Below are 24,287 nucleotides of genomic sequence, written 5' to 3'. Positions count from 1 at the left end.
ACCCTAGGCGGCTACGCGATCGCCTTCTCGGCGGACACATCCGGCTCGGCGGCCAGGCGGTGCCTGCGTTTGGGCAGCCCGAAGGTCGGGTGCGAGGTGCCCAACAGCGCCCCTCTTTGAATGCCCGCCTTGACCCGCACGGCCTTTCGGCCGCCCACATACCTCGGCTTGGCCTGCGCTGCGCCGTCGATCAGCTGCAGGATCCCGTCTCGCTGTCCGAGGCTGATGGCGTTGTATCGGTAGACCAGCTTGACGTTCGCGATCTTGTGCCCGGTCAGGCGTCCCACGATCGCCGCGATGGCTTGCCGGCCGGTGTAGCCGGCTGAGCCGCAGTTCATCGGCAGCTGCCGACCGTTGTCGCCGAGGGTGTAGACGCTGTCGCCGACGGCGTAGACATTCGGGTGGGAGACCGACCGCATGGTGCGATCGACGACGATCTGGCCGTTGTCGGTGACCTCCAGTCCGCCGGCGGCGGCGATGGCGCTGACCGCGAACCCGGCCGTCCACACCGTCGCGTAGGACGTCAGCACGGTGCCGTCGGCGCATCGCACCCGTGTCTGTTCGACGGCTTCGACACTGGTGTGCTCCACAACGGTGATGCCCAGCCGGTCGCAGGCCCGACGCAGGTGGCGGCGGGCTCCGGCGGACAGCCGGGCACCCAACTCGCCGCGGGCGAGAAGTGTCACCGACAGGCCGGGCCGGGATTCGGCGATCTCTGTGGCGGTCTCGATGCCGGTCAACCCGTCACCGACGACCAGCACCTCTCCACCGTCGCCCTGGTGGTCGAGGGTGTCGAGGCGCTCACGCAGGCGCAGCGCCGTCTGCCGGCCGGCGACGTCGAAGGCGTGCTCGGCCACACCGGTGACGCTCTGGTCGCAGGCGTGGCTGCCGAGCGCGTACACAAGCGTGTCGTAGCCGACCTCGCCGCCACCGTCGGTGTCGGCCACGGCGACGACCTGGCGCTCGGGGTCGACGGCGGTGACACGGGCCACGCGCAGCCCGATCCCCGTGCCCGAGAAGACCTCGGTGAGGTTCGGGGCCTCGATTTCCCGGCCGGCCGCCAGTTGGTTCAGTCGCTGCCGCTGGACGAAGTCCGGCACGGCGTTGATCACGGTGATCTCGGTGTCCGCCGGGGACAGCCGGCGGGCCAGGTTCCCGGCCACGTAGGCCCCGGCATAGCCTGCGCCGAGGACGACGATGCGGTGATTCATGTGATGCTCCGTTCGATTCGCTTGCTCGTCGTGAGTTGAGCGGGACAGCGCACCGATTCCTGACACAGCTCCATATGCCGTGGGTCACAGACCCAGCAGGAGTGCCATCCAACGACCCTCCCTTCACCCATGCAGCGCAGATGCAGGCGGAGCTACGCAAAGCGATCCGATGCGGATCAACGACGACATCAGCGTCGCACCGACCAAAACCGAAGGTGTCCTCAAGCGGCGGAATGACGCGCCCAGCGGAACGTGCGGGTCGCGGGATGTCTGTGCGATCCAGGGTCGATGTGACCATCGTTCGTCGCGATGAACGAGCTTGGTGACATGGACGTCGTGGACGTGGCCTTTCACGTCGCAGATCGTGCCGCCGAGCTGGCGTTGTCCTATTTCCGCGCCCGCGTGACGACCACGTCGAAGGCAGATGGGTCCCCGGTCACGGAGGCCGATCGCGCTGTTGAGCGGCTGGTTCGCGAAGAGCTCGCTGAGCTGCGCCCTGACGATGCGCTCCTCGGCGAGGAGTATGGACAGGTGGGCGGCTCTCAGCGAGTCTGGATCGTTGACCCGATCGCCGGGACCACCTTCTTCGGCCGTCGTGACCCGAACTGGCGGGTTCACCTTGCCCTGGCAGTTGATGGTGTCGTCGAGCTGGCTGTTGTCACGTCGCCGGCTCTGGGTCTGCGTTGGTGGGCTAGTCGCGGTGGTGGCGCTGTCGAGACGGCATGGCCGCCGGGCAGTGGCCACGTACGCCGCTTGGCGGTTAGCACGTCCTCGTCGCTGGCCGATGCGGCGCTCGAGGCTCTGAGTACGATTCCGATCGGGTCGTCGCCTGCGTGCTTTCGTGCGGCCCGCACACCGTTGCCGTTGGTCGAGCTCGTCCGGGGTGAGGTTGACGGTGTCTTGGCCGAGGGGTTCGCCGCGTGGGATCACGCACCGTGGATCTTGCTGGTCCAAGAAGCGGGTGGTCGCTTCACTGATGCGGTAGGTGGCGCTGCCTACGAGCGCGGTGGCGGGCTTTACTGGGTCTTCTCAGATGACGGTGTAGGTCGGCCGGGCGCGTCGGTCCGCAGATAGACGTCGAGGTCTCCCGACGACGGAGGTTCCTACGCCATCCATCCGAAAGACCTCGACGTGTCCGACGCTACCCCGCCTGCCGGCTTCGGCCGCCCTGACCTGACCGCCTTCGCTCGACTCGACGGCCTCGGTCTGAGCGTGACCGGACAACAACTTGAGCCGGATCGTGCGGTCCTCGCGTGCCGCGTGGTGGAACCAGATCAGTGGTGCCGACGGTGCGGCAGCGAAGGCGCTGCTCGTGACACCGTGATCCGGCGGTTGGCCCACGAGCCGCTGGGCTGGCGACCGACCGTGCTGGAAGTTGTAGTGCGCCGCTACCGCTGTGCCGACTGCGGACACGTGTGGCGCCAAGACACCAGCGCCGCGGCGGAGCCACGCGCGAAGCTCTCGCGCACCGGGCTGCGGTGGGCGCTGGAAGGGATCGTGGTCGCACACCTCACCGTCGCCCGTGTCGCCGAGGGACTCGGGGTCGCGTGGGACACCGCCAACAACGCGGTCCTGGCTGAAGGCAAGCGGCTGCTGATCAACGACCCCACGCGGTTCGAGGGCGTGAAGGTCATTGGCGTCGATGAGCACGTCTGGCGCCACACCAGGCGTGGCGACAAGTACGTCACCGTGATCATCGACCTCACCCCGGTTCGCGATGGCGCCGGCCCAGCAAGGCTGCTGGACATGGTCGAGGGCCGGTCGAAGGCGGCGTTCAAGACCTGGCTCGCCGACCGCGACGACGCCTTCCGTGACGCGGTCGAGGTGGTCGCGATGGACGGCTTCACCGGGTTCAAGACCGCCGCTGCAGAGGAGATCCCGGACGCGGTCACGGTGATGGATCCCTTCCACGTCGTGCGCCTGGCCGGTGACGCCCTCGACAGGTGCCGGCGCCGGGTCCAACTCGCGATCCACGGGCACCGTGGGTTCAGGGACGACCCGCTCTACAAGTCGCGGCGCACGCTGCACACCGGCGCGGACCTGCTCACCGACAAGCAGAGCGACAGGCTACGCGCGCTGTTCGTTGATGACGCTCACGTCGAGGTCGAGGCGACCTGGGGTGTCTACCAGCGCATGATCGCCGCCTATCGCCACGAGGACCGGCAACGTGGCCGCGAGCTCATGGAGAAGCTGATCACCGACCTCAGCGCCGGCGTCCCCAAGGTGCTCACCGAGCTCACCACCCTGGGCCGGACCCTGAAGAAGCGAGCCGCTGACGTGCTCGCCTACTTCGAACGACCCGGCACCAGCAACGGGCCGACCGAGGCGCTCAACGGACGGCTCGAACACCTGCGCGGCTCCGCACTCGGGTTCCGCAACCTGACCAACTACATCGCCCGAAGCCTGCTCGAGACCGGCGGCTTCAGACCCCAACTCCTACACCCCCGATTGGGATGAGCCGCTTTACTCGAACGCGGTCCTGCACGAGGCGCTGGTCGCGGCCGTGCGCCGCCAATGACGGACCGCGATCTGGCTGCTCGCAGAGACCATCGGGCATGCCCAGTCGTTTCGACGGCGCCGACGCGGCGGAATGACGCGGTCGCCAGGTTCAGGTCTCGATGCCTCGCTTGCGCAGGCCCTCGCTGTGGCTTCTGCGCAAGGTCTCCGCGAAAGCGTCGTAGTCGCTGCCGTCAAGCCTCGACTGCTCCGCCCGGATGTCGCTGGCAATATGGTCGAAGTCGCGGTCGAACGTTGGTTCGGAGACGCACAGCACATGAACTAGGCGTGCAATGAATTCGAGAGTCTTCTGCCGACTTGCGATCGCGGCATAGTTGTAGTCGAGGTCATGCGGAGTGCTCAGGAACTGATCGTCGCTCTGGCTCTTGAGCTGCCAAACCCACTGACCGTGCGCGAGCTTGTTCCGGTGCGTGATGATCGGTGCCAGTTCGCCTCGAAGCAAGCTCAAGACGTTCAGGACCCGATCACGCGCCGGCTGGGGGAGAGCCAGGCGTAGCTCGGCGCCGGTGGGCACAGACCAGTGCTTGCGGGCCGCCAGGTCGACCGACGACCGCCACCGCCCATCCTGACTACTGTGTCGCCAGATGACTCGGCGCTCGTGCGCGTTGAATCCAGTTGGGTCATCGATGATCTTCCGGAGGCGCGTCTCGGCAAACACGCCGATCATCAAGGTGTGAACCTTCCGCAGAGCGAGCTCAGCAGGTGCATCACGCTCGCGAATTGCACGTTTGTGGGTTCGCGCGATCTGAGTGATCGTGCGGAGAACCTCATTGAGGTTGTCGCAGTGCCTGGAGAAGTTGCGGCTACTGGGAAACTCGGACAACGGACACCTACTCACGGACACCGGACCGCACGTGCGAGACGTGCACTCTGGCGTCCGGGAGTCGAACCCGGTACTCACCCGGCGAACCGGGCCGCGCTCCGAGCGCGCCACGCCCAGATCGAGGCTACCCGATCCTGGCCGCACGTGGCCGCGCCCAACATTCGCAAGTGAGGCGGTGTCCTTAGGACCGCCTCGGACCGATCACGTGTCGATCGTGCCCAAGCAACGAGGTCCGTGAGCGAGCATATGCCCCTGCGTTGGCCCGTCACCCCCATCCTTCTGAGCGCCGTGCTGCGGCGGTATGACGTATGCGCACCGAAGGCGGACCGTCGCTCAGACCGGTTCGGGTGCCTGAGACGTCGTGGCGTCGGCCGTGGTCGGTCATCGATGGAGCCTGGCTGTCTGGTCGAGTATTACCCGCCGTCAGGTGTCGGGGAGGCCTCGCCTCAGACGCCACATTCCTTTCCCGATCACCGTATCCGAGACGCCGATGCGCCGTGCCATCCAGACTCGGAACACGAGGCGGTTCTTGATCAGCATCCCGTAGAGTTCGGCCGCGGTTGGGTCACGCCGGTCGGCATGCTTCACGTCGTTGTAGAGCTCAGTCGACTCTGTTGCCCATTCGGCGCCGCTGAACGGAAGCAAGTCGTCAACCTCCGCCGCAAGATCCCGCAGGTGGGCGTGGTGAGCCCGCCGAGCGCCTCCCCCACGGAGGACGTCGATCGTGTGGCCGAGTTCTTCGAGCCCGATACCGGCGTCGGAAATCAGCCCGTCGAGGGAAGTTCCGCTGTTTTGGATGGAGAAGGTCATCGCGTGAATCCCTCGACTGAACCGATCCCTGACCCGCAACCAGCGCCGTACTCCCGTGGCTCCGATGTCCTGGAAGGTGAACAAGAAATCGACCCCGTCCTTTCCCTGGGATCCGGGAAGTGAGTAGGTCTTGACCGGAGCCCACTGATCGCCCACACGTTTGCCGGAAAGTACCCGTTGGGGATCCCGACGATGCATGACCTTGGCCTGCTGGAAGCCAAGCGGCTTCCAAGCGCTGATTTCTAGCAGCTGGTGTACTGCCCAGTGTCGCTCGATGTGCTCCTCCCATGGGCGTGCACGTTGCATGGTGGTTCTGATGGACCCGACCTCTTCCAGATGGGTCAGTCCGGGCTCGCCTGGGAGCCGCCAATCAGCCCCGGCAACGATTGAGAGGTTCAGGCCGGCATCGAGCCGTTGCGTCCGCGGCGAAGTGATCGTCAGCGAGAACTCCTCGTTCGATCGTTCCGGATCGAGCAGGTTGTCCCGGACTGAGCGATGGCCGAACCACTGCCCGAGTCCCTCGACACGCGTACTCAGTCCATTAACGACGGAGTAGTCGACACCCGGTGTGCCGCTGAACACGGCATAGTCAACGGCTACTCTGCACTGATTGAAGATGGTGGGCCCGCCGGCAATCGGTTCGACCGCGTGGGCTCGTATGCCGTTCAGAGACACGAATCCACGTGCGTCCATGAACCAGAACTGATCTGGCAGTTCGTAGTCGAATCGGCTCCTCTCCGGATCGTCACCCCAGCGCACCATTGAGCCGGCGTAGCGCCGGTGCAGAGCCTCGTCCGACGGATCGTAAGGAATCACTAGCTCAACCTGGTGTTCACGGTCGCGCAGCATCGCGACGTAGGGAGTCGTGAGTTTCGCGTCCCACGCCCATCCGACTCTGCTGTCCCCCGATGCTAGATCGTTCCCAGTCATGGATCCTCCATAAGCGTCGCTCGAACGGACTCCGAAGTCTCTACCCGCGGCTACGGCCGTCCTGCCAACCGACGCCGAGAGCGAGCCCAGCATGTTTGCCGACAACGCGGATGTATCGGTTTCTCGGCGTCGCCCGAACGCAAGGAGAGGGCGACGCACTTCGCCGAGTCGCGCTTCCAGTGCGAGACGAACAATGGCAACAAGCGTTATCGCTTCTTCTTACGGCCCCTCTGGGTCTTGGGCTTCGGCTTCACTGGTGGGCGCACGGGGCACGGCTCGGAGGGATCCGGGAAATGCGTCAGCTGATCAACGACGGGCATGGACCCCGGATCTAGTCGCTCGCTGACTTCCCTGATCCGGGCCGCGGTCTTCTCCAAGTCGGCGAACTTCGAGTGGTGGTACTCGTAGACCCGCTTCTGATACCAGGTATAGAGCGGGTTCACCGCGTCTTTGTGCTCGCCGATTGTCGATCTCAGGTTGAGACGGGGGGCCCTCGAGTCGAGGTATCGACGGGCGCCAGCGTTCCACCACGAGTCGTAGCGGTTCAGCAGGATGTCCGTGCGGCAGTCGGCCTCGAATGACTCCGAGGTCTGCGTGAACCTCCATGTCACCCCGGTCTGGAAGACCCCTCCGTGCAGAAGGACATTCCGTGATCGGGACACGAATGCGACTACGCCGTTCGCGTCGAGCAGTTCCCGCTTCCTCTGCTCGTACTCAGCCTGCAGATCCTCGGGTTGGTTGTCGAACTGCCGCCTCATGTGGTCGGCGAAGGTCTTCGCAGCGGCGACGAAGTTGTGCCATGTCCTGCCCAACTCCGTAACGTAGTCCCGATGAATGCCGTCCCCATAAGGCACCTCGCCCTCCATCAACAGACGCGTCCCGAGTGCATCTTGGCTGAGGGCGTCGATCGTGCGGAGACAATCCGCGGCGTTGCCCAAGTACCACTGCATAGCTCGGCCCAGTTCTTCCATCTGCTGGGCAACACCGAGTGCGGCGTGCTCCTCGACCGACGCCTCAAGACGATGCAACTCGTCGCGTAGTTTCCGCGCCTCATCTAGCGATAGCTCGCCTTCGCCAACCATAGACACAGGATTTCACGGAACCTCCCCTACGGGTCAGAAAGTTCAAGGTCCGGAGGACATTCCTGAACGCGGCATGGGACCCGCGCTCCGCTGAGTCGCCCGCCGTTCTAGGGGACGAAGATACTTGAGTCGCCCTCACCTCAGGTAGCACATTTGCGTCGACGAACGCGAGCACCAGACGAAGACCGGTGGCGTCGGCTCGGCGCGTCTATCTGGGCGGAATGACGCGCATGCTGGCGCCGGCGGCTGTCTGTTCTCGCCGCCTTCACTACGTTCGCGCCGCGCGTCCGAGGCGAACGGTCCACCGATGGCAAGGGCCTTGCCTTCGGACGATGCGCTTTACGGATCGGGATCATCCGGTGGGCGCAGGCCGGCCAGGATGAGATTCGATTTGAGGCGTGCGAGGCGTCGGTCGCGGCGTCGTTCGCCGAGCGTTTGTGCAGACGGGCCGGGGCCGTTGGCGGGTGGTGCCTGGGAGGCGTACGTGTGCCCGGTCGGGGTTGTGATCGTCGTCGTATGCGGTGCCGTGGTGGTCACGGTCGTTCGCCAGCCGGGCATCTCCTTGGTGTACGAGCATCGCTCGCAGAGTCCTTGGCCGTTGTCGACCGTCGTCGGGCCGTCGTCGCGGTACGGGCGGATGTGGTCGAGGTGGCGGATCGGAGCACCGCAGCCGGGGGTTCGACACACCTGGTCGCGCGCGAGCAGGTACCGGGCGACTGCCCCGGTGAACCGGCGCCGGGTGGGATCGATGCTTGTTGCGACGCCGGTCGCGGGGTCGTCGAAGAGGCGCCGCACCCACACGCCGGCACGTTGGCGAACCGCGGAGGCGGGGTCGGCCGCCGCGCCCGCGTACGTCTCAGTGCCGGTGGGTGCAGAGCTTGGCCCGGCGGCAGCTCCAACCGGATCGACGGTCGCCTCAGCGGAGGCGGGGCGGATCAGGTCGCGCGCGACATCTGCCGGGACGGGCCCGTAGCCGTCGACGTCGGCGGGCTCGTCGTCCTCGTCGAAGAGCGTGTCGGAACCCATCGTGAGGCGTACCTCGATGGGAACGTCGGTTGCCTTCTGCTGCCCCGTGAGGCGCTCGACGAAGGTATCGGCCATGATCTGCGACCGCGTCCGCTCATCACCGGCGGCCTTCGCCGCCGACGCGTGCTTCTTGAGACTCGCGTACGCCGCGACGCCCTGCTCGACGGGGAGAAGGCCGGTCAGCAGCGTCATCGTCTCGGGGGCGGGCCGGATCGAGACCCGGCGGTCTTCGCGTGCCTTGCGGGCGCGTCGCGTCGAGGCCTCCGGATCGAGGCTGTACGCGAGCTTGCGTGCGGCAGCGCGCGCCTCGCGCTCGCCCATCGCGGGGAGGTCCGGGGCGAGGTCGGAGTCGACGCGGCGCCGGTCGAGCGGTTCGAGCTCGGCGGTCTCCGTCACCATCGCCCGCGCCGTGACCTCGGAGATCCGCCCAGCGGCGAGCAGGCGGCGGGTCTGCGGCATCTGCTTGACCAGGCTTCGCGTCCAGCCCAGCTCTCGTGACCCGCGCGCCGGCGACAGCTCACGCGCCAAGCCGATCTGATCGGCAACCCCGCGACCGACCCTGCGCTCGGACACACCGGCGGCGCGCTGCTCGGCTATCTGGGACTCCTCGAACTCGACCATCTCGAGTGCCTGCGCCGCCGCGACCGCGCCCCGCAACCTCTCCAGTAGCGCCATCCGATCGATCCGAGCGGCGTCGCCCTCCGCGTACGGCAGGGTGGCCAGCGCGCGAAGCATCGCGTCGAGCGATGCGACACCGTCGTCGTCGCTGCTCTGCGATGTCGACGGCGCGACGGGTGAGGCACCCTGCCGGAATCGATCGCCGTATCGAACGCTCATACGAAAAGACTAGAGGGCGGGTCTGACAGTCGGGGGTGGATCTGCGTCGTACGAGCTGTTGACTGGTCACAGTCGGATAACGCTTGGATCCGATCCGAGTCGGCCGACGTCGCCGAGGTAGCGTCGGCGCGTTGTGTAGTGAACGTCTGGAGTCGACGTGAGTGGGAGCGATCTGTTCGCCGCGTACGACCCGCGTCCTCGGCATGCGGTGTGGCCCGGGAGCGTACGACTGGCGCGGCCGAGTGACATCGAGACGGTCGCCGCGCTCTCTGTCACACGGGACGGCGGCGAGCGAGCCGAACGTGCCGAACGGCTCCGCCGGCACATCGATGCCGAGACCAGCGCCCTCCACGTCGGCACCATCGACGACGGCGTCGTCGGGTTCGGACTGATCCGCGAGCTGACGTTCGACGAGGGGTCCCCTCCCGACGGGCTCTATCTCGGCGGAGTCGTGATCGCCGAGGCATGGCGCCGACAGGGTCTGGCGTACGCGCTCACGGCGGCGCGGCTCGAGTGGGCGCGCGAGCGCAGTGACGTCGTCTGGTACTTCGCGAACGCGCGCAACCGTGCCTCGATCGCCTTGCACGACCGCTTCGGCTTCGAGGAGCACACGCGAGACGTACGCGTACCCGGCGTGACCTTCACGGGCGGTGAAGGAGTTCTCTTCCGGCTGACGCTCTAGCCGCCGCGAATGCTGCGGCCGGCGTCATCCGGAACGCGCACGACCTCGGCCGCGATCCGCGACACGACGTCGTCGGGGAACGGCGCTGACCGACGGCCCGTCACGTGCAGGCCGAGCGACTCCTGCGTCGCACATAGCCGATCGTCGAGCCACATCTCGTGCCAGATCCGCAGCAGCTTGTCCGAAACGCCGATGACCGAGGACCGCACCTCCAGCTCGACACCGGGCGGCACCTCGGCGAGGAAGCGTACGTGCGCCTCGACCGTGTACATCGACGAGTCGTTCGCCTCGCGGTACGCGGCATCGAGGCCGAGGTGGTCGAGTACGGCGTCCGTCGCGTTGCCGAACACGACGCCGTAGTAGCCCTCGGTGAGATGCCCGTTGTAGTCGATCCACTCGTCGCGTACGCGCTCACGCCAGGCGATCATGCGCGTCCCAGCGACCGCAGCACGGCGATGACGCCGCGGTCGCGCTCGGCGACGAGATCGTCGATGCTTCGATCCCCTGCCTCGCGCTCGCATCCCTCGACCATGGCGTCGCGCAGCTCGGTGGTCAGCTCGGTCGACTCCAGACGCGTCCAGGGTGCCTGCAGCGACGGGCCGAAGTGGTCGAGCATGTGCGCCATCCCGCCCTGCCCGCCGGCCAGATGGAACGTGAGGCACGGGCCTTGGATCGGCCAACGCAAGCCCGGTCCGTCGGTGATCGACTGGTCGATCTGCTCGACCGTCGCCTCACCGGCCGCCACCATGTGAAGCGCCTCGCGCCACAGCGCCTCCTGCAAGCGGTTGGCGATGAAGCCCGGCACCTCCCGATCCATCGTGATCACCGACTTGCCGGCGAGCCGGAAGAACTCCGACGTCCACGCGACGACGTCGGCGGCGGTCTGCTCCCCGCCGACGACCTCGACGAGCGGGATCAGGTACGGCGGGTTGAACGGGTGCGCCACGACGGTGCGCTCCGGGTGCGCGCAATTGACCTGCATCTCGGTCATGCCGAATCCCGATGTCGACGACGAGATCACCACCTGCGGCGGCGTGACCGCGTCGATGTCGGCGAGCAGCCGACGTTTGAGCTCGAGTTCCTCGGGCGCGCTCTCCTGCACGACGTCGGCCTCGGCGACCGCGTCGGCCAGCTCCGCCTCGTACGTCAGGTTGTCGATGCTGGCGCCCTCGGCGAGGCCGAGCTCGGTCAGTGCGGGCCACGCGCGGTCGACCAAGTGCCGAAGCCGCTGCTCCGCATCGGCGGCCGGGTCCCATGCCACCACCCGGTACCCGCGCGCGAGGAAGTAGGCGACCCAGCCACCGCCGATGACGCCGGCACCGACGCACGCCACCGTACGTACGTCGGCGGGGGCAACGCGTTCGGCGCCCATGTCAGGCCTTCGGCTTCAGGTTGAGGATCTCGCGCGCCTCGTCGGGCGATGCGATCGACGCACCCATCGACTCGACGATGGTGCGCGCACGTTCGACGAGCTGCGCGTTGGTCGCCTTGACTCCCTTGCTCAGATACAGGTTGTCCTCGAGCCCGACCCGTACGTGACCGCCGAGCAGCACCGACTGCGCGACCCACGGCATCTGCATCCGACCCAGCGCGAAGGACGCCCACACCGCGCCGTCGGGCAGTTGGTTGACCATCGTCGCCAGCAACGCCGGATCGGCCGGTGCGCCGTACGGGATGTCCATGCACAGCTGGAACATCGCCGGCGCGTCGATCAGTCCCTCTTCGACGAGCCGCTTGGCGAACCACAGGTGCCCGGTGTCGAAGATCTCCATCTCGACGCGTACGCCGAGCTCCTGGATGCGCTTCGCGCCCTCGCGCAGGATGTCCGGCGTGCTGACGTACACGAGGCTGCCGTCGCCGAAGTTGAGGCTGCCGCAGTCGAGCGTGCAGATGTCGGGCACGAGCTCCTCGACGTGCGCGAGCCTCTCCACCCCGTTCACGAGGTCGGTGCCTTCAAGGTGGTTGGTCGGCCGCTGCGGGTCGACCATCAGATCGCCGCCCATCCCGGCGGTGGTGTTGACGACGACGTCGACACCACTGTCGCGGATTCGCTCGACCGCCTCGCGGTACAGCGCGACATCGCGAGATCCCTGCCCCGTCTGAGGATCGCGTACGTGTACGTGCACGATGGCCGCCCCCGCGCGCGCGGCGGCGATGCCCGACTCCGCTATCTGTTCCGGGGTCACTGGAACATGCTCCGACCGTCCGACGGTGTCGCCCGCGCCCGTCAGGGCGCACGTGATGATGACGTTGCGATTCACAGTGACCTCCTCTTGTTGTGCTACTTCTCAACCCGTTCGGAAATGCCGGCGTTTGCCGTCATCGCTGTGCCCGCGCTCGTACGCCTGGTCGACCGACCGGTGCGGATCGATCAGCCGGAGCTCCGCCGGCTGAGACCCGGTGGTGCGGGAGCTCATGACGCTCAGTCGATCCGGGGACTGTTCGCGAGCAGGTTGCGGGTGTACTCCTCACGCGGATCGTCCATCACCTCGACGACCGAGCCGGACTCCACAACCCTTCCGGTGTTGAGGATCTGGATTCGGGCCGCGATCGACCTGACGAGGGCGAGGTTGTGCGTCACGAACAGCATGCTGATGCCGCGGTGTTTGCGGAGGTCTTCCAGCAGCGAGACGATCGCGCCCTGAACAGACACGTCGAGCGCGGACGTGATCTCGTCGCAGACGAGCACGTCGGGCTGTGCGGCGAGGGCCCGGGCGATCGCGACGCGCTGCCGTTCGCCACCGGACAGTCGGCTGGTCTGCAGCTTCAGGACCGTCGGGCCGAGTGCTACCGCCTCGAGCAGCTCGACGACGCGGTCCGTCGCCTCCTTGCCCTTCGCCAACCCGAAGAGCTCCATCGGTCGACGTACGATCTGCTCGATCGTCAGCCTCGGATTCAACGACAGGTATGGGTTCTGGAAGATGTACTGCACCCGCTTGCGGTCCGCGGCCGGCCGCGTGCGCGCTCCCTTGGCCAACGCGTGCTCATCGAACCTGATGGAGCCCGACCAGTTCTTGTGCAGACCTCCGACGCAACGCGAGATCGTCGTCTTGCCGCTGCCCGACTCACCAACGAGGGCGACGCACTCCGACCTCGCCAGGTCGAACGAGACGTCGAAGACGACCTGCTTGCGGCCGTAGAACACGTCGAGGCCGTCGATCGACAGCATGACATCGCGTTCCGCTGCCGGGTCGGAGTCCGGGACGGTGCCGAGATTGATGTCCCAGCTGCCGATCTGGGTCGTACGGATGCAACGCGCCGTGTGTCCGGGTGCGATCGCGACCGGTTCGGGATCGGTCGTCGCACATGCCTCGACCGCCTCCGAGCAGCGGTCGTGGAAGCGGCACCCCTCCGGTCGACGACCCGGCCCAGGCGTACGCCCGGGGATGCCGCCGAGGGCACGGGCCCGCGAGAGGTGGGGGATCGCATCGAGGAGTGCGCGGGTGTACGGATGTGACGGGTTGTCGAAGATGTCGCTTCGCGAGCCGAGCTCGACGATCCGCCCGGCGTACATCACCGCGACCCGGTCGGCGATGTTGCCGATCACGGCAAGGTCGTGCGTGACGTACAGCGCCGCAACCTGGTGGCTCCGGCACAGCTGGTTCATCGTGTCGAGCACCATGCCCTGCGTCGTGACATCGAGACCGGTGGTCGGCTCGTCGAGTACGAGCACCTTCGGACGAGGCAGGAACGCCATCGCGAGCGCGACCCGCTGCACCTGTCCGCCCGACAGCTGATGTGGGAACCGATGCAGGAACTCGTCGTCATTCGGTAGGCCGACCTCGGCGAGGCCCTCACGAGCACGCTCGAGCCGCTCGTCGGACGTACCGACGTTGCGCAGCTCGAGCAGCTCGACGATCTGCCGGCCGATGCGGATGCTCGGGTTCAGCGCGGATGCGGGGTCCTGCGGGACGTAGGCGATCTCCTCGCCGCGCAGCTGGCGTACGTCCTTCCAAGAGAGTGCGAGGACGTCGCGATCGTCGAGCAGCACGCTGCCCTGCCCGATGTACGCGCCGTCGCGCGCGTACCCCAACAGTGCCGTGCCGACGGTCGTCTTGCCCGAGCCGGACTCGCCGACCAGGCCGACCACCTCGCCGGGTGCGAGGACCAGGTCGATGCCGTCGACGACGTCGATCTCGCTGCCGGACAGGACGACGCGAAGTCCGTTGACCGTGCATGCGCTCAGCGCGGTTGCGGTATCCGGGGTCGTATCAGGCTTTGTCGTCATGACTCCTCCCCCTTCGCTGCGAGCTGGGTGATGCCGTCGGCCATCAGGTTCGTGCCGATCGTGAAGACGCCGATCATGATCACCGGCGCGAGCACACCCCAGGGCTGGACCAGCAGCGCGAGCCGGTTCTCGTTGATCATCTGCCCCCAGTCGGCGGCACCCGGATCGGTCGAGAACCCGAGGAAGCCGATGCCGGCGACCATGCCGATCGAGTACGTGAGCCGCAGACCCGCCTCGGCGAGCAGCGGAGCGTTCATGTTGGGGAGCACCTCGGCCAGCATGACCCGAATGCGGCTCTCGCCCAGCGCCTCGGCAGAGGCCACGAAGTCGCGGGAGACGAGACCGAGCGCGACGCCGCGCGCCAGCCGGGCGACCCGCGGGGCATGCGAGACGCCGACCAGAAGCACGATCATCCACCAGGTGGGCTGGTCGACAGCCGCGAGCACGAGGAGCGCGAGCAGGATCTGCGGGAACGCGAGTGCGACGTCGTTGAGTCGCATCAGCGTGTCGTCGATCCAGCCGCCCACGTACGCCGCGACGACTCCGATCACGATGCCGAGCACCATGCCGAGAAGCGTTGCAAGGAAGGAGATCAGCAGGATCGATCGGCCGCCGGAAAGCAGCCGGCTCCAGACGTCCTGCCCGAGGTAATCGGTGCCGAGGAAGCCGACCTCGGTGAACGGCTTGCCGACGATCTCGTTCTCGCCGTACGGCGCCAGCCACGGCCCGACCAGCGCGAGGATCACCACGACGAGCGTGATGATCAGGCCGACCAGGAGTCGGCCCTGCCCGGTGATGCGCTTGAGGTTGCCGACGGTGAGCACACTCATGACCCGATCGCCGTCCTCGCTCGCGGGGTGAACAGGATGGATAGCACGTCTGCAACGAGGTTCACGACCACGTAGACCGCGGCGATGATCATCGCCAAGGCTTGCACCATGGGGATGTCGCTGTTGCGTACGGAGTCGACGAGGCTGGCGCCGACGCCTGGGTACGAGAAGAGGTACTCGACGATCACGACGCCGCCGGCAAGCCAGGCGAGCTGGAGTGCGATGACCTGGATGCCCGGGACGATTGCGTTGAGTAGCGCATGCTTGCGCAGCACGACGCGTTCGGGAACGCCCTTCAACCGCGCGAGCTCGACGTAGTCGCTGTCGAGTACCTCGAGCAACGTGGAGCGGACGATCCGGATGATGTAGGGCGCGACCGCGAGTACGAGGGTCGCGACGGGAAGGATCATCGATGCGGGGTTCTGCCACGGGGACTCACCACCGGCGCTGATCGTCACCGCGGGCAGAATGTGCAACAGCGTCGTCGAGAAGACCGCAACCAGCAGGATGCCGATGACGAACTCCGGCAGGCCCGCGAGCGTGAGTAGGACCAGCTGAATCGCCTGGTCGGTACGCCGGCCGCGCGCGTTCGCACAGATCAGCGCGACGCCGAACGCGATCGGGATCATCACGACCGCGGCGATGAGCACCAGCACGCCGCTGTTGATCACCCGGTCACCGAGGAGTTCCGAGACTGGCTGCTGGTTGGCGACCGAGGTGCCCAGATCGCCCGTGAGCAAGCCGCCTAGCCAATGCGCGTACCGCTCGAAGATGGAGTCGTCGAGGTTCAGCTGCGCACGAATCTGCTCGGCGCGGGCGGGACTGGTCTCGGCGCTCTTTCCGAGGATCGCCTTGACCGGATCGCCGAGTGCGGTGGTCGCGAGGAACACCAGCACCGAGGTGAGCCACAGGGTCAGCACGGCGAGTCCGAGTCGCCTGGCGAGCCAGAGGGTCCATGCCGCCGGGGCGGAACGTACGCGCGGCCCTGCGCCCATCGGCTTCACTGTCGCTGCGTCGGTCATCGTCTCGTCCTCATACGAACGACACCCGCCGGAACTCGAACGACGTGCAGGGCATGTAGCGATGCGGAACGAAGCCCTGAACGAGGTTCGAGTAGCCGTCGACCTGGCGCTTGAATCCCCAGATGATGTAGCCGCCGGTGTCGTACTCGATCTCCTGCGCGTCCTGCAACAGCTGGTTTCGCTTCGCCTCGTCGGTCTCCTGGCGGGCGGTGGCGATCAGGTCGTTGAAGTCCGGGTCGTCGAAGTGTGTCTCGTTGTACGTCGCGCCCTTCTGCGCACACACCGCTACCTGCGGGATGTAGTTGCGGGTGTTCCAGAAGTCCTGCGCGAACGGCCACGACAGGTAGCGCTCGCCGTAGAACGTGTTGGGGTCGGCCTTCGTCAGGCGTACGTCGACACCGGCCTCGCGAGCATGGTCGACGAACAGGTTGGCCGACTCGACGCCTCCGGCACCGACGGCCGTCGAGGTGACCAGCTCGACCTGCAGGTCCGACTGTCCGGCCTGCTTGAGCAGCGACTTGGCCTTGTCGAGGTCTTGCTCGCGCTGTGGCAGGTCTTTGGCGTACGCCGGGTCGAACGGCGAGTACAGGTCGTTGCCGAGAAAGCCATAGCCGTTGAGCGCCTGGTCGATCATCTGCTGCCGGTCGGCGATGAGCCGCAGGGCCTGGCGTACCCGGTTGTCCTTGAACGGCGCGACATCGACGCGCATCGTGAACGGCACCCACGCGCCGGTCTCGGAGATGAGCGCCGACGAGCCCTGGTCGGAGATCGAGTCGACGAGGTACGACGGCAGGTTGTCGACGCTCTGCACCTGGCCGGCGAGCAACGCGTTGACCTTGGCGGAGTCGTCGGCGAAGTCGAAGATCAGCAGCTCATCGACCCAGGCCGGGTCGCCCCAGTAGTCATCGTGGCGCAGGAAGCTGCTCTGCAGGCCGGGCTGGAACGTGTCGTACTTGAACGCCCCGGTGCCGACCGGGTTGGCGACGTCGAAGTCGGCCGGGATGATCCCGACGGTGTACTCCGCCAGCAGCTGGTCGAGCACCGCGTACGGCGAGGAGAGCGGTAGCTCGACGACGTACGGCCCGCGCGCCCGCGCGTTCTTCAGGTCCAAGATGCCGGAGAGCTCGACACCACCGGACGTCGGCGCCTTCGGATCTGCGACGCGGGCGAGCGTGGACAGGACGTCGTCGGCGGTCATCGTCTTGCCGTTGTGGAACACCACGTCGTCGCGGAGCTCGACCGTCCAGACCGTCGCGTCCTTGTTGGGGGTCACCGCTTTCGCCAACGCCGGTTGGATCTTGTAGTCCTCGTCCCAGGCGAGCAGCGGCTCGTACAGGTTGCGGCAGCGGGCGATGTCGGGGTTGGTGACCGGCGAGTGCGGGTCGAGGGTGTCCTTGAGCCCACCGCCCGTCGCACCGTGGCTGAGGACGCCGCCGCGCTTCTGCGGGGCGTTCGGGTCGGGCTTGGGCGGCACCGCGCCACAGGCAGTGAGCGAGCCGAGCCCGGTGGCGCCCGCCGCCGCGTACGCTCCCAGGCGGAGCACATCGCGGCGGGAGAGTCCGTTCATGGTGAGAGCCGTTCCATCGGGTCGTTCACTATGCGAGCATCCTTCGAGCAATGCGAACATAGTGAGGATCGCAGAACCCGTCAAGGGAGGTGCACGATGTCGGCTGCGTCCCACGCCGATCCGGACCACGTGCCGCGCTCGGGTCGAGTGCAGTCCGTCGACCGCGCGGTGGCTCTGCTGCGTGCCGTCGCGGCGGCGAACGACGACCGTGCCAATGTCGCGGCTCTCGCCGCGGACTGCGGACTGAACCGCGCGACGGCGTGGCGCATCCTGTCGACGCTCGAGGCTCAGGAGATGGTCGTACTCGACCGCCCGACGGGCCGGTACGCGATCGGCTTCGGCGTCGTCGAGCTCGCGGGGGCAGCGGGGGTCGGCGTGCTCGTACAGTCCGCGCACTCCGTGCTCGAACGCGTCTCGCTGCTGACCGGCGAGACGGCCGCGCTCGCGGTCGTACGCGACAACGGGCTCACGTACGTCGACGAGGTCGCGCCGACGGCCGTCGTCTCGGCGACCTGGCGTGGTCGTACGGTCTCGCTGCACGCAACCTCGACCGGCAAGGCGCTCCTGGCGTACTCGTCGGACGACCTCGTGCACCGCATCCTGCGCGAACCGCTGACCCGGCACACCGACACGACCATCACCGATCCCGACGCGCTGCTCGCCGAGCTCGCCACGGCACGCGATCGGGGGTACGGCGTGTGCCGCGGCGAGTTCGAGGAGTCGGCGTACGGTGTGTCAGCGCCGGTGCTCGACTCCGGTGGCCGCCCGCTCGCCGTGCTGAGCATCTGGGGACCCGGCGGACGACTGACCGAGGCCCGCTTCGAGGCCCTCGGCGAGATCGCCCGCGACGCTGCGATCGAGATCGGGAGTCCGGGCCGGCGAGGCTGACGTACCGCAAGCAGTCTGCTAGGTGAGGCCGAGTCTCGTACGCAGTTCGTCGATCACGTCCTTGCTGTGGCTGATCTGCAGGCGGTTGCCTTCCAGCTCGATCCGGGTGGTGCCGTCACCGCTGAGCAGCGTCAGTGTGCGGACGTTGAGCCGCTGGCCGACCGAAACCGCCAGACCTTCGAGGCCCAGCCGGAATACGAGTTCGTGCGGCTCCTTGCTGCGAGAACGTCCGGCAAATCCGTACACCCAGTGCTCGGACACGCCAACGACCATCGCAAGCGGCAGTCCCCGAGAGTGGGCGACGCCGTGCGCACCCGCGAGCGCGCCGCCGACCGTACCGACCGAATCGCCCGCCGAACCCATGACTCCTCCGGCCGTGTCGCCCGCCATGCCGCCGGCGAACATTCCTCCGGTCGCACCGCGCGGCGCGAACTGCCCCGCGGCGATGACCTCGTCGTCGAAACCTTCCCGGCTGACGGCCGCATTCACGGCCGCGAGCATCTTTGATTCCGACATGACGTACTCCTCCGACGTGACCGCCGCGACCCGCGTCAACGCTTGCCGTCTGGCAAGTATCCCCTGAAGCCGATCGGCAAGGAGGGTTCCGCGCAGATTGGGCAGCGCCCGCGTCACGACACCGACTGGGAGTTCGGCGCTGCCGTTCGTCTGGGTCACGGCCCAGATTGGCGCGGGGGCACTGATATCTTGCGGGCCATGTCAGAGCCCGATGCCTCCGAGCACGTCCGAGACACCGGTCCGTCGTGGAACAAGCCGTGGACTGTCCAGTGGCACATTGCTGCGGATGGCACCGTGATCAGGCAGCGTGCAAAGGGAGATCAATCCCACCAACAGTTGTACGGAACGCACGCCACGAACCGGACAGTGGTACTCGCCGACCTGGAGGCCCTCGACGATCGCATCGCTCGGACCCGTCGCGTCTTCAACGCTCTCGTCGCCGTTCTGATCGGTGTCGCCGTGATCGACGTGGTCGCGCTGGTGGTCGGCGTGCTCCTCGCCTGGGCCGGCATTGACGAAGGTGCCGTGATCACACTGCCGGCGGTGCTCCTACTCCTCGGCCTGCTGATCGCAACAGGATCCGTGCACGGGCTGATGATCAGCCGCTTCAACCGGGCCTGGACCGATGCCGGCTTCGCGTCGACGAGTCAGGTGACGATGGCGGCCTCCGAGGCTCGTTCGCTGATCGCAGCGCCCGGAACGGTCTCGGGACGCACGGTCAGAGTCAAACGGGCCTGATGGCCGCATCGACGTGGTGGTGTCGCGCGTCAACCTACTGCCCGCCGAGACGCGCGTCGAAGAACCGCACGGTCCGAGCCATCGCCGCGTTGAACGCGGGTCCGAAGGCGTGTCCGTCGTCGTACCACTGCAGGGTGGAGTCGACTCCCGCCCGGGTGAGCGCGCTTTGGGTCGCAGGTGCCCAGCGTGGCGGGCAGGTGTCGTCGACGCGTCCGTGCACGACGAGCACCGGTTCGGTGATCCGGTCGAGGTAGGGGCGCGAGGAGTTCGCGCGCCAGAAGGCCGGGTTCTCCTCCGGGGCGCCGTAGCGGCGGGCCACCGGATCGTCGGAGTCCTCGGGGTCGTTGCGTTCGAACTGGTCGTAGTTCTGCGCCTCCAGCGACGAGACCGACGCCCATGTCGTCGCGGCCTGCACGAGCCCCGGCTCGGCGATGAGCGCCTTCAGTACGACGCCCCCGCCCATGGATCGGCCGAACATCGCCACGCGGTCGTCGTCGACCGGTACGTCCCGCGAGTTGCGTAGGGCTTTGACCGCGTTGATCACGTCCGCGCTGTACCCAAGCTCCATCCGGACCGCGAGGCGCGGGTCGTCGTCTGCCTCCGCGTGGTTGCGGTAGTCCACGTGCATCGCGATGTACCCACGCGCAGCGAGATATCCGCGTTCGCGGGTCATCCCTTGGCCGCGTACGTAGACGCCAGGATCGATGTAGCCATGCGCCAGGACCACTGCCGGGAACGGGCCGGGCCCGCGGGGGACGTTGATCACCCCGGTGATCGTGTACGCCTCGTTGCCGCGGTTCGTTGTGCTGCGGCTGCGGTACGTCATGTCGTACGACGTGTACTCGGGCGTCTGCTCGCGTACGGCTGCGAGGCGCAAACGGTCACCCAGGTGTCGCTGCTCGGCCAGTCCCGGTACGGAGATCGGTCGCGCCTGGCGATCGGCTGTGGGGCCAGTGATCTGCGGCTCGGCTGTCCCATCCGTACCGGTGGACGCCTCAGGCTTCGAGGACGCGTCGCCTGTCTCGGACCCAGATTCGTCGGCGCTGCACCCGACGACGAGGACCACACCCAGGGCGAGGGCGGCAAGGTCGCGGCATCGATGACGCACCGAACACCTCCGGATCGATGGACGTCGTCCTTTCACGGTAGCCGCCGCCCGCGGCGACGGCGCGCGTCCGATCGGCGACACGTTCCAGGCGGTTCATCGTCTCTGGTAGAGACCGACGACGATGCCGTACTGCCGTTCACGTGGGTCCGCGGGCTGCAGGTCGTTGACCACTGCGTCGAGATGCTGTCGTACCGCCTCGGCCTGGTCGCGGGTGAGACAGATCACGCGGTGGTTGAGCAGGTGGTCGTCGTCCGTACCGAGCTCCTCGGTGATGGTGGCCAGCATGGCGTTCGTGGCGGCACCGTCCTCGCCCGGAGGGAACATGACCTTGCGTGCCGTCGGGACGAAGTACTGCTCGGTTCCGCCGCGAACCGTTCGGGTCGGCCCCTTGTGGGCCAATCCGGCCGCGCACAGTACCCCGAGGTGGTGGGAGACGCTGCCCTTGTTCATACCGAGCCGATTGCTCAACTGACTGATCGTCGCGCCGTCCGGATTCATCGCCCCCAGTAGCTTGTGCCGCGCTGGGTGCGACAGTGCGCGCATCTGTGCGGGGCTCGTTGCGTGGATGGTGTCGTACCGGCGATCTGTGGTCACAATCAAGCGTTAACTGGAGTTGTCGCTTTGGTCAAGGCACTGATGGGCTTCACCCATGACGCGAAACGACATCGACCTGCGCGACCTCGGCGAACAGATCACGAATCTGGTGCTCGAGCGGTACATCCTCGAGGAGGACACCCGAGCGATCACCGCAAGCCTGGACGACATGCCCGCCGAGCTGGTCGGAGCCGAACCCTCCCAGATCGCGCGAGTGCTGACCCGACTCCTGCAACGCACCAACAACGACCGCCACCTGCGGGTGCGGCACCGGCCGGGTGGCGCCGCCTCGGCCTTCGACGGCCCCGAACACGAGGCGAGGTTCGCCGCCGAGGCCCGGCGCAACGCAGGGGGCGTGCGTCAGACTCGGCTGTTCGACGACGGCATCGGGTTGCTGCAGATCGCGCCGTACCTCTCGCCCGTGCACCTGGCCGCGCCGTACATCGCCGCCGCTTTCACGCTGCTGTCCTCGGTGGATGGCTTGATCATCGACCTGCGCAACGGGGGTGGCGGCACACCGGAGACCGTTGCCCTGATCTGCGGTCACCTTCTGGGCAAGGAGCCCGTCCACCTGCAGGACATCGTCGAACGCGGAGCGACGCCACGGCAGTACTGGACCGCGCCCGCAGCAACCCGCCTCGACGGTCCGATCCGCGTACTCACCAGTCCCACCACGTTCTCCGGCTGCGAGGAACTGGCGTACGACCTTCAGGCCCAAGGCCGCGCGGTGGTCATCGGCGAGACCACCGGCGGCGGAGCGCATCCGGTCGAAGCGTTCAAGGTCGGCGAGTCCTTGGAGTTGCACGTGCCCACCGCTAAGTCGGTGAACGCGGTCACGGGTACGAACTGGGAACAGGTCGGCGTCATCCCGGATCGGCCCTGCCCGTCGGCCGAAGCCCTGGACCTGGCCCTCGACGACCTGCGAACGGCCTGAGCTGAGGCCACTCTCGGGTCCGTCGTCGCCACGAGCGACCGGGCCGGACAATACGCGCGACGGCCGCCGGCGTCATTCCAGCCGCTGGTGCTTCACTCCGGGCCATGGGGATGGGTGAGGTCGTAGGCACGGGAGAGCTTCTGTGGCACGACCATGCGCCACGCGTCGACGACGAACTCGCGGGCCTCGGTCGGCTCCAGTGCTGCAAGGTCGGCAGCGATCCAGTTGAAGCGCAGGTCCGACGCCGACGGCAGGTGGAACTTGTGCGGCTCGCTGGCGACCAGCGCCGCGCGCTCCTCTCTTGGGAACGCGAATTCCATGACGGTCTCGTCGAGGGAGAACGCCACGTAGACGATCTGCTTGACGCGGAACTTCAACCTGCCGCGGACGTACACCTCGTACGAGCGCTCCAATTCCTCGCCCAGCGGCCGAACGTCATCAATCACAGCCATGCTCAGAATCCTTCGGTCACGACGAGGCAGCGCGCCCGTACGCACGCGTCCAGTATCCGCAGCGCGCCCGTACGGTGCCCATCCATTGGAGTTCGCTCCTGTTGCGCCGCGTCCAAAGGATTGACGGCGACGGTGACCCGGACTCATCGGTTGTCGCACCTGCCGGTCCATGAAGGCAGCGGCGCGCGTCCGGCCAAGTGCATGTCGAGAACGCCGCCAGAGCTTCGTCCCCGTACCAAGGACGAAGCAACCAGCGGAGGATGGCAGTCATGTCGCACATCAAGCAGTTTGACCATATTGGCATCACCGTCGCCGACCTCGACTCGACGACGGCGTTCTTCGTCGGACTTGGTCTCGAGGTCGAGGGGCGCACCTTCGTGGAAGGCGAATTCCTCGACACCGTCGGCGGCATCCCGGACTCGCGAACGGAGGTCGTCATGCTGCGGCCGCCGGACGGCGGGACTCGGATCGAGCTCGCGAGGTTCGTCAGGCCCGACCACGAGCCGGGATCACCCGCTGCGATGCCGAACGAGCTGGGCATGCGCAACGTCTGCTTCGAGGTCGACGGTCTGCGGGCCATGGTCGACGACCTGGCCGCGGACGGATACGGACTTGTCGGCGGAATCGGCGAGTACGAGGGCACCTGGCTGATGGCCTACGTCCGCGGCCCCGAAGGGATCGTTGTCTCACTGACCGAACGGATTGGCTGAATCTTGCCGAGGAGGGACGCGCTCGAGGTTGGTCCAGCCCCGCCACCCGCGCTCCTCGAGCAACTCCATGAGGCGGCGGGCGACCGGCACCGAGTCGAGGAAGACCGCGTCGAGGAGTTCCACGAGTTCGTCCGGCATCTGCTCGTCGTGCTGCTCCGACTCCTCGACACCCACGGCATCGAGGAGCGCAGCGAGTCGGTCGGCCATTGCCGCGACTCGCGGGTCGCCCACCTCCCACTGCATGACCTCGGCGAGAACGCCGTACAGCTCGACCGCCGCTGGGTCGTCGAGTTGCTGTTGCTTCATCGTCATGTAGAACGGCATCTGCTCACGAAGCTGTGCGGCCACCAAGATCCATGCGTCACGCTCGCCGTCGACCATCGCATCCGGAATCCCGAGCTCGCGCAGCCTGTCGATGTACGCCGTCGCCTCCGGGGGAAGGGCCAGGCTGTCGCCGGCCGCCAGCTGAGCGATCTGCGTGCGGTGCCGCTGCCGCTCCCTGATCTCGGCGCGCAGACGCCGGTCGATGTCGGCGACGGCAGCGGCGAACTCGTCGGTGTCGGCGACGAGCAGCTCACGTACGCGCGCGAGCGGAACACCGGCGGCCGCGAGCGTACGTATCCGGACGAGCTCGACGACGGCGTGGGCGTCGTAGCGACGGTAGCCCGAATGGTCGCGCTCGGGCTCCGGCAGCAGTCCCTTGGCGTGGTAGTGCCGCACCGCGCGAACGGTGACGCCGGCGTACGACGCCAGCTGGCTGATGGTGAGCACCGTGTCAGTCT

General features: G+C 67.2%; 25 protein-coding genes. 7 read left to right on the top strand and 18 right to left on the bottom strand.

What is annotated here, in order from left to right; translation table 11 throughout:
• Nucleotides 1–11: 11 nt before the first annotated feature.
• On the bottom strand, nucleotides 12–1,211 hold the full coding sequence (locus L0C25_RS10805) for an NAD(P)/FAD-dependent oxidoreductase (protein WP_271636499.1): 1,200 nt from the start codon (nucleotides 1,209–1,211) through the stop codon (nucleotides 12–14).
• A gap of 309 nt (nucleotides 1,212–1,520) precedes the next feature.
• Between L0C25_RS10805 and L0C25_RS10800 the strand changes: the two genes are divergently transcribed.
• Together L0C25_RS10800 and L0C25_RS10795 are read left to right on the top strand one after the other, a co-directional pair.
• Nucleotides 1,521–2,285 carry an inositol monophosphatase family protein gene (locus L0C25_RS10800; protein ID WP_271636498.1) on the top strand — a complete coding sequence of 255 codons (765 nt, stop codon included), beginning with the start codon at nucleotides 1,521–1,523 and terminating at the stop codon, nucleotides 2,283–2,285.
• Nucleotides 2,286–2,342: 57 nt separating this feature from the next.
• The gene (locus L0C25_RS10795) at nucleotides 2,343–3,668 is read left to right on the top strand and encodes an ISL3-like element ISPfr2 family transposase (RefSeq protein WP_271635202.1); all 1,326 of its coding nucleotides are present in this window, start codon (nucleotides 2,343–2,345) and stop codon (nucleotides 3,666–3,668) included.
• A gap of 151 nt (nucleotides 3,669–3,819) precedes the next feature.
• On the opposite strand, the gene L0C25_RS10790 is transcribed toward L0C25_RS10795, so the two are convergent.
• The 4 genes from L0C25_RS10790 to L0C25_RS10775 all read right to left on the bottom strand — a co-directional run bounded on the left by L0C25_RS10790 (nucleotide 3,820) and on the right by L0C25_RS10775 (nucleotide 9,236).
• Entirely contained in the window at nucleotides 3,820–4,551 is a 732-nt protein-coding gene (locus L0C25_RS10790) for a hypothetical protein (RefSeq protein ID WP_271636497.1), read from the bottom strand.
• A gap of 423 nt (nucleotides 4,552–4,974) precedes the next feature.
• Nucleotides 4,975–6,291 (bottom strand): ApeA N-terminal domain 1-containing protein, encoded by a 1,317-nt coding sequence (locus L0C25_RS10785; protein ID WP_271636496.1) that lies wholly within the window; start codon nucleotides 6,289–6,291, stop codon nucleotides 4,975–4,977.
• A 206-nt stretch (nucleotides 6,292–6,497) separates the two neighbouring features.
• Nucleotides 6,498–7,373, bottom strand: a complete 876-nt coding sequence (locus L0C25_RS10780; RefSeq protein WP_271636495.1) for a hypothetical protein — start codon at nucleotides 7,371–7,373, stop codon at nucleotides 6,498–6,500.
• A 339-nt stretch (nucleotides 7,374–7,712) separates the two neighbouring features.
• Complete coding sequence (locus L0C25_RS10775) at nucleotides 7,713–9,236, bottom strand: HNH endonuclease (RefSeq protein ID WP_271636494.1); 1,524 nt, start codon at nucleotides 9,234–9,236, stop codon at nucleotides 7,713–7,715.
• Between the two features lie 157 nt (nucleotides 9,237–9,393).
• Here L0C25_RS10775 and L0C25_RS10770 point away from each other — a divergent pair, with 157 nt between their 5' ends.
• Nucleotides 9,394–9,918 (top strand): GNAT family N-acetyltransferase, encoded by a 525-nt coding sequence (locus tag L0C25_RS10770; RefSeq protein ID WP_271636493.1) that lies wholly within the window; start codon nucleotides 9,394–9,396, stop codon nucleotides 9,916–9,918.
• Here L0C25_RS10770 and L0C25_RS10765 read toward each other — a convergent pair.
• The 8 genes from L0C25_RS10765 to L0C25_RS10730 are packed head-to-tail and all read right to left on the bottom strand — an operon-like array spanning nucleotide 9,915 to nucleotide 17,565.
• On the bottom strand, nucleotides 9,915–10,346 hold the full coding sequence (locus L0C25_RS10765; protein ID WP_271636492.1) for a thioesterase family protein: 432 nt from the start codon (nucleotides 10,344–10,346) through the stop codon (nucleotides 9,915–9,917). The two genes, L0C25_RS10770 and L0C25_RS10765, sit on opposite strands and share 4 nt — an antisense overlap.
• The gene (locus L0C25_RS10760; RefSeq protein ID WP_271636491.1) at nucleotides 10,343–11,290 is read right to left on the bottom strand and encodes a 3-hydroxyacyl-CoA dehydrogenase NAD-binding domain-containing protein; all 948 of its coding nucleotides are present in this window, start codon (nucleotides 11,288–11,290) and stop codon (nucleotides 10,343–10,345) included. The genes L0C25_RS10765 and L0C25_RS10760 overlap by 4 nt, the downstream gene beginning before the upstream one ends.
• Before the next feature lies 1 nt (nucleotide 11,291).
• Complete coding sequence (locus L0C25_RS10755) at nucleotides 11,292–12,179, bottom strand: BKACE family enzyme (RefSeq protein WP_271636490.1); 888 nt, start codon at nucleotides 12,177–12,179, stop codon at nucleotides 11,292–11,294.
• Nucleotides 12,180–12,206: 27 nt separating this feature from the next.
• On the bottom strand, nucleotides 12,207–12,335 hold the full coding sequence (locus tag L0C25_RS10750) for a hypothetical protein (RefSeq protein WP_271636489.1): 129 nt from the start codon (nucleotides 12,333–12,335) through the stop codon (nucleotides 12,207–12,209).
• A gap of 5 nt (nucleotides 12,336–12,340) precedes the next feature.
• Nucleotides 12,341–14,146, bottom strand: coding sequence for an ABC transporter ATP-binding protein (locus tag L0C25_RS10745; RefSeq protein WP_271636488.1), 1,806 nt, complete (start codon nucleotides 14,144–14,146; stop codon nucleotides 12,341–12,343).
• Nucleotides 14,143–14,976: an ABC transporter permease gene (locus L0C25_RS10740; protein WP_271636487.1), complete on the bottom strand. Its 834-nt coding sequence runs from the start codon at nucleotides 14,974–14,976 to the stop codon at nucleotides 14,143–14,145. The genes L0C25_RS10745 and L0C25_RS10740 overlap by 4 nt, the downstream gene beginning before the upstream one ends.
• On the bottom strand, nucleotides 14,973–15,998 hold the full coding sequence (locus L0C25_RS10735) for an ABC transporter permease (RefSeq protein ID WP_271636486.1): 1,026 nt from the start codon (nucleotides 15,996–15,998) through the stop codon (nucleotides 14,973–14,975). Before L0C25_RS10735 ends, L0C25_RS10740 begins: the two co-directional genes overlap by 4 nt.
• A 10-nt stretch (nucleotides 15,999–16,008) precedes the next feature.
• Complete coding sequence (locus L0C25_RS10730) at nucleotides 16,009–17,565, bottom strand: ABC transporter substrate-binding protein (protein ID WP_271636485.1); 1,557 nt, start codon at nucleotides 17,563–17,565, stop codon at nucleotides 16,009–16,011.
• Between the two features lie 96 nt (nucleotides 17,566–17,661).
• Between L0C25_RS10730 and L0C25_RS10725 the strand changes: the two genes are divergently transcribed.
• On the top strand, nucleotides 17,662–18,453 hold the full coding sequence (locus L0C25_RS10725; RefSeq protein ID WP_271636484.1) for an IclR family transcriptional regulator: 792 nt from the start codon (nucleotides 17,662–17,664) through the stop codon (nucleotides 18,451–18,453).
• Nucleotides 18,454–18,471: 18 nt separating this feature from the next.
• Here L0C25_RS10725 and L0C25_RS10720 read toward each other — a convergent pair whose 3' ends face one another.
• Complete coding sequence (locus L0C25_RS10720; protein WP_271636483.1) at nucleotides 18,472–18,969, bottom strand: hypothetical protein; 498 nt, start codon at nucleotides 18,967–18,969, stop codon at nucleotides 18,472–18,474.
• A 198-nt stretch (nucleotides 18,970–19,167) separates the two neighbouring features.
• On the opposite strand from L0C25_RS10720, the gene L0C25_RS10715 reads away from it, so the two are divergent.
• Nucleotides 19,168–19,707, top strand: coding sequence for a hypothetical protein (locus L0C25_RS10715; protein ID WP_271636482.1), 540 nt, complete (start codon nucleotides 19,168–19,170; stop codon nucleotides 19,705–19,707).
• A 34-nt stretch (nucleotides 19,708–19,741) separates the two neighbouring features.
• Here L0C25_RS10715 and L0C25_RS10710 read toward each other — a convergent pair whose 3' ends face one another.
• Together L0C25_RS10710 and L0C25_RS10705 are read right to left on the bottom strand one after the other, a co-directional pair.
• Nucleotides 19,742–20,584, bottom strand: a complete 843-nt coding sequence (locus tag L0C25_RS10710; protein WP_271636481.1) for an alpha/beta hydrolase family protein — start codon at nucleotides 20,582–20,584, stop codon at nucleotides 19,742–19,744.
• A 324-nt stretch (nucleotides 20,585–20,908) separates the two neighbouring features.
• Nucleotides 20,909–21,409, bottom strand: coding sequence for a winged helix-turn-helix domain-containing protein (locus tag L0C25_RS10705; protein ID WP_271636480.1), 501 nt, complete (start codon nucleotides 21,407–21,409; stop codon nucleotides 20,909–20,911).
• Nucleotides 21,410–21,464: 55 nt separating this feature from the next.
• Here L0C25_RS10705 and L0C25_RS10700 point away from each other — a divergent pair, with 55 nt between their 5' ends.
• Nucleotides 21,465–22,343: a S41 family peptidase gene (locus tag L0C25_RS10700; protein WP_271636479.1), complete on the top strand. Its 879-nt coding sequence runs from the start codon at nucleotides 21,465–21,467 to the stop codon at nucleotides 22,341–22,343.
• Between the two features lie 92 nt (nucleotides 22,344–22,435).
• Here the strand turns inward: L0C25_RS10700 and L0C25_RS10695 are convergent, their stop codons facing one another.
• Entirely contained in the window at nucleotides 22,436–22,795 is a 360-nt protein-coding gene (locus L0C25_RS10695; protein WP_271636478.1) for an MmcQ/YjbR family DNA-binding protein, read from the bottom strand.
• Nucleotides 22,796–23,064: 269 nt separating this feature from the next.
• Between L0C25_RS10695 and L0C25_RS10690 the strand changes: the two genes are divergently transcribed.
• The gene (locus L0C25_RS10690) at nucleotides 23,065–23,505 is read left to right on the top strand and encodes a VOC family protein (RefSeq protein WP_271636477.1); all 441 of its coding nucleotides are present in this window, start codon (nucleotides 23,065–23,067) and stop codon (nucleotides 23,503–23,505) included.
• Here L0C25_RS10690 and L0C25_RS10685 read toward each other — a convergent pair.
• Nucleotides 23,482–24,276: a MerR family transcriptional regulator gene (locus tag L0C25_RS10685; RefSeq protein ID WP_271636476.1), complete on the bottom strand. Its 795-nt coding sequence runs from the start codon at nucleotides 24,274–24,276 to the stop codon at nucleotides 23,482–23,484. The two genes, L0C25_RS10690 and L0C25_RS10685, sit on opposite strands and share 24 nt — an antisense overlap.
• Between the last annotated feature and the right edge of the window lie 11 nt (nucleotides 24,277–24,287).

Source organism: Solicola gregarius, assembly GCF_025790165.1.
Lineage (GTDB): Bacteria > Actinomycetota > Actinomycetes > Propionibacteriales > Nocardioidaceae > Solicola > Solicola gregarius.
Note: the sequence above shows the minus strand (reverse complement) of the source record. Positions and strands in the feature narration are given on the sequence as shown.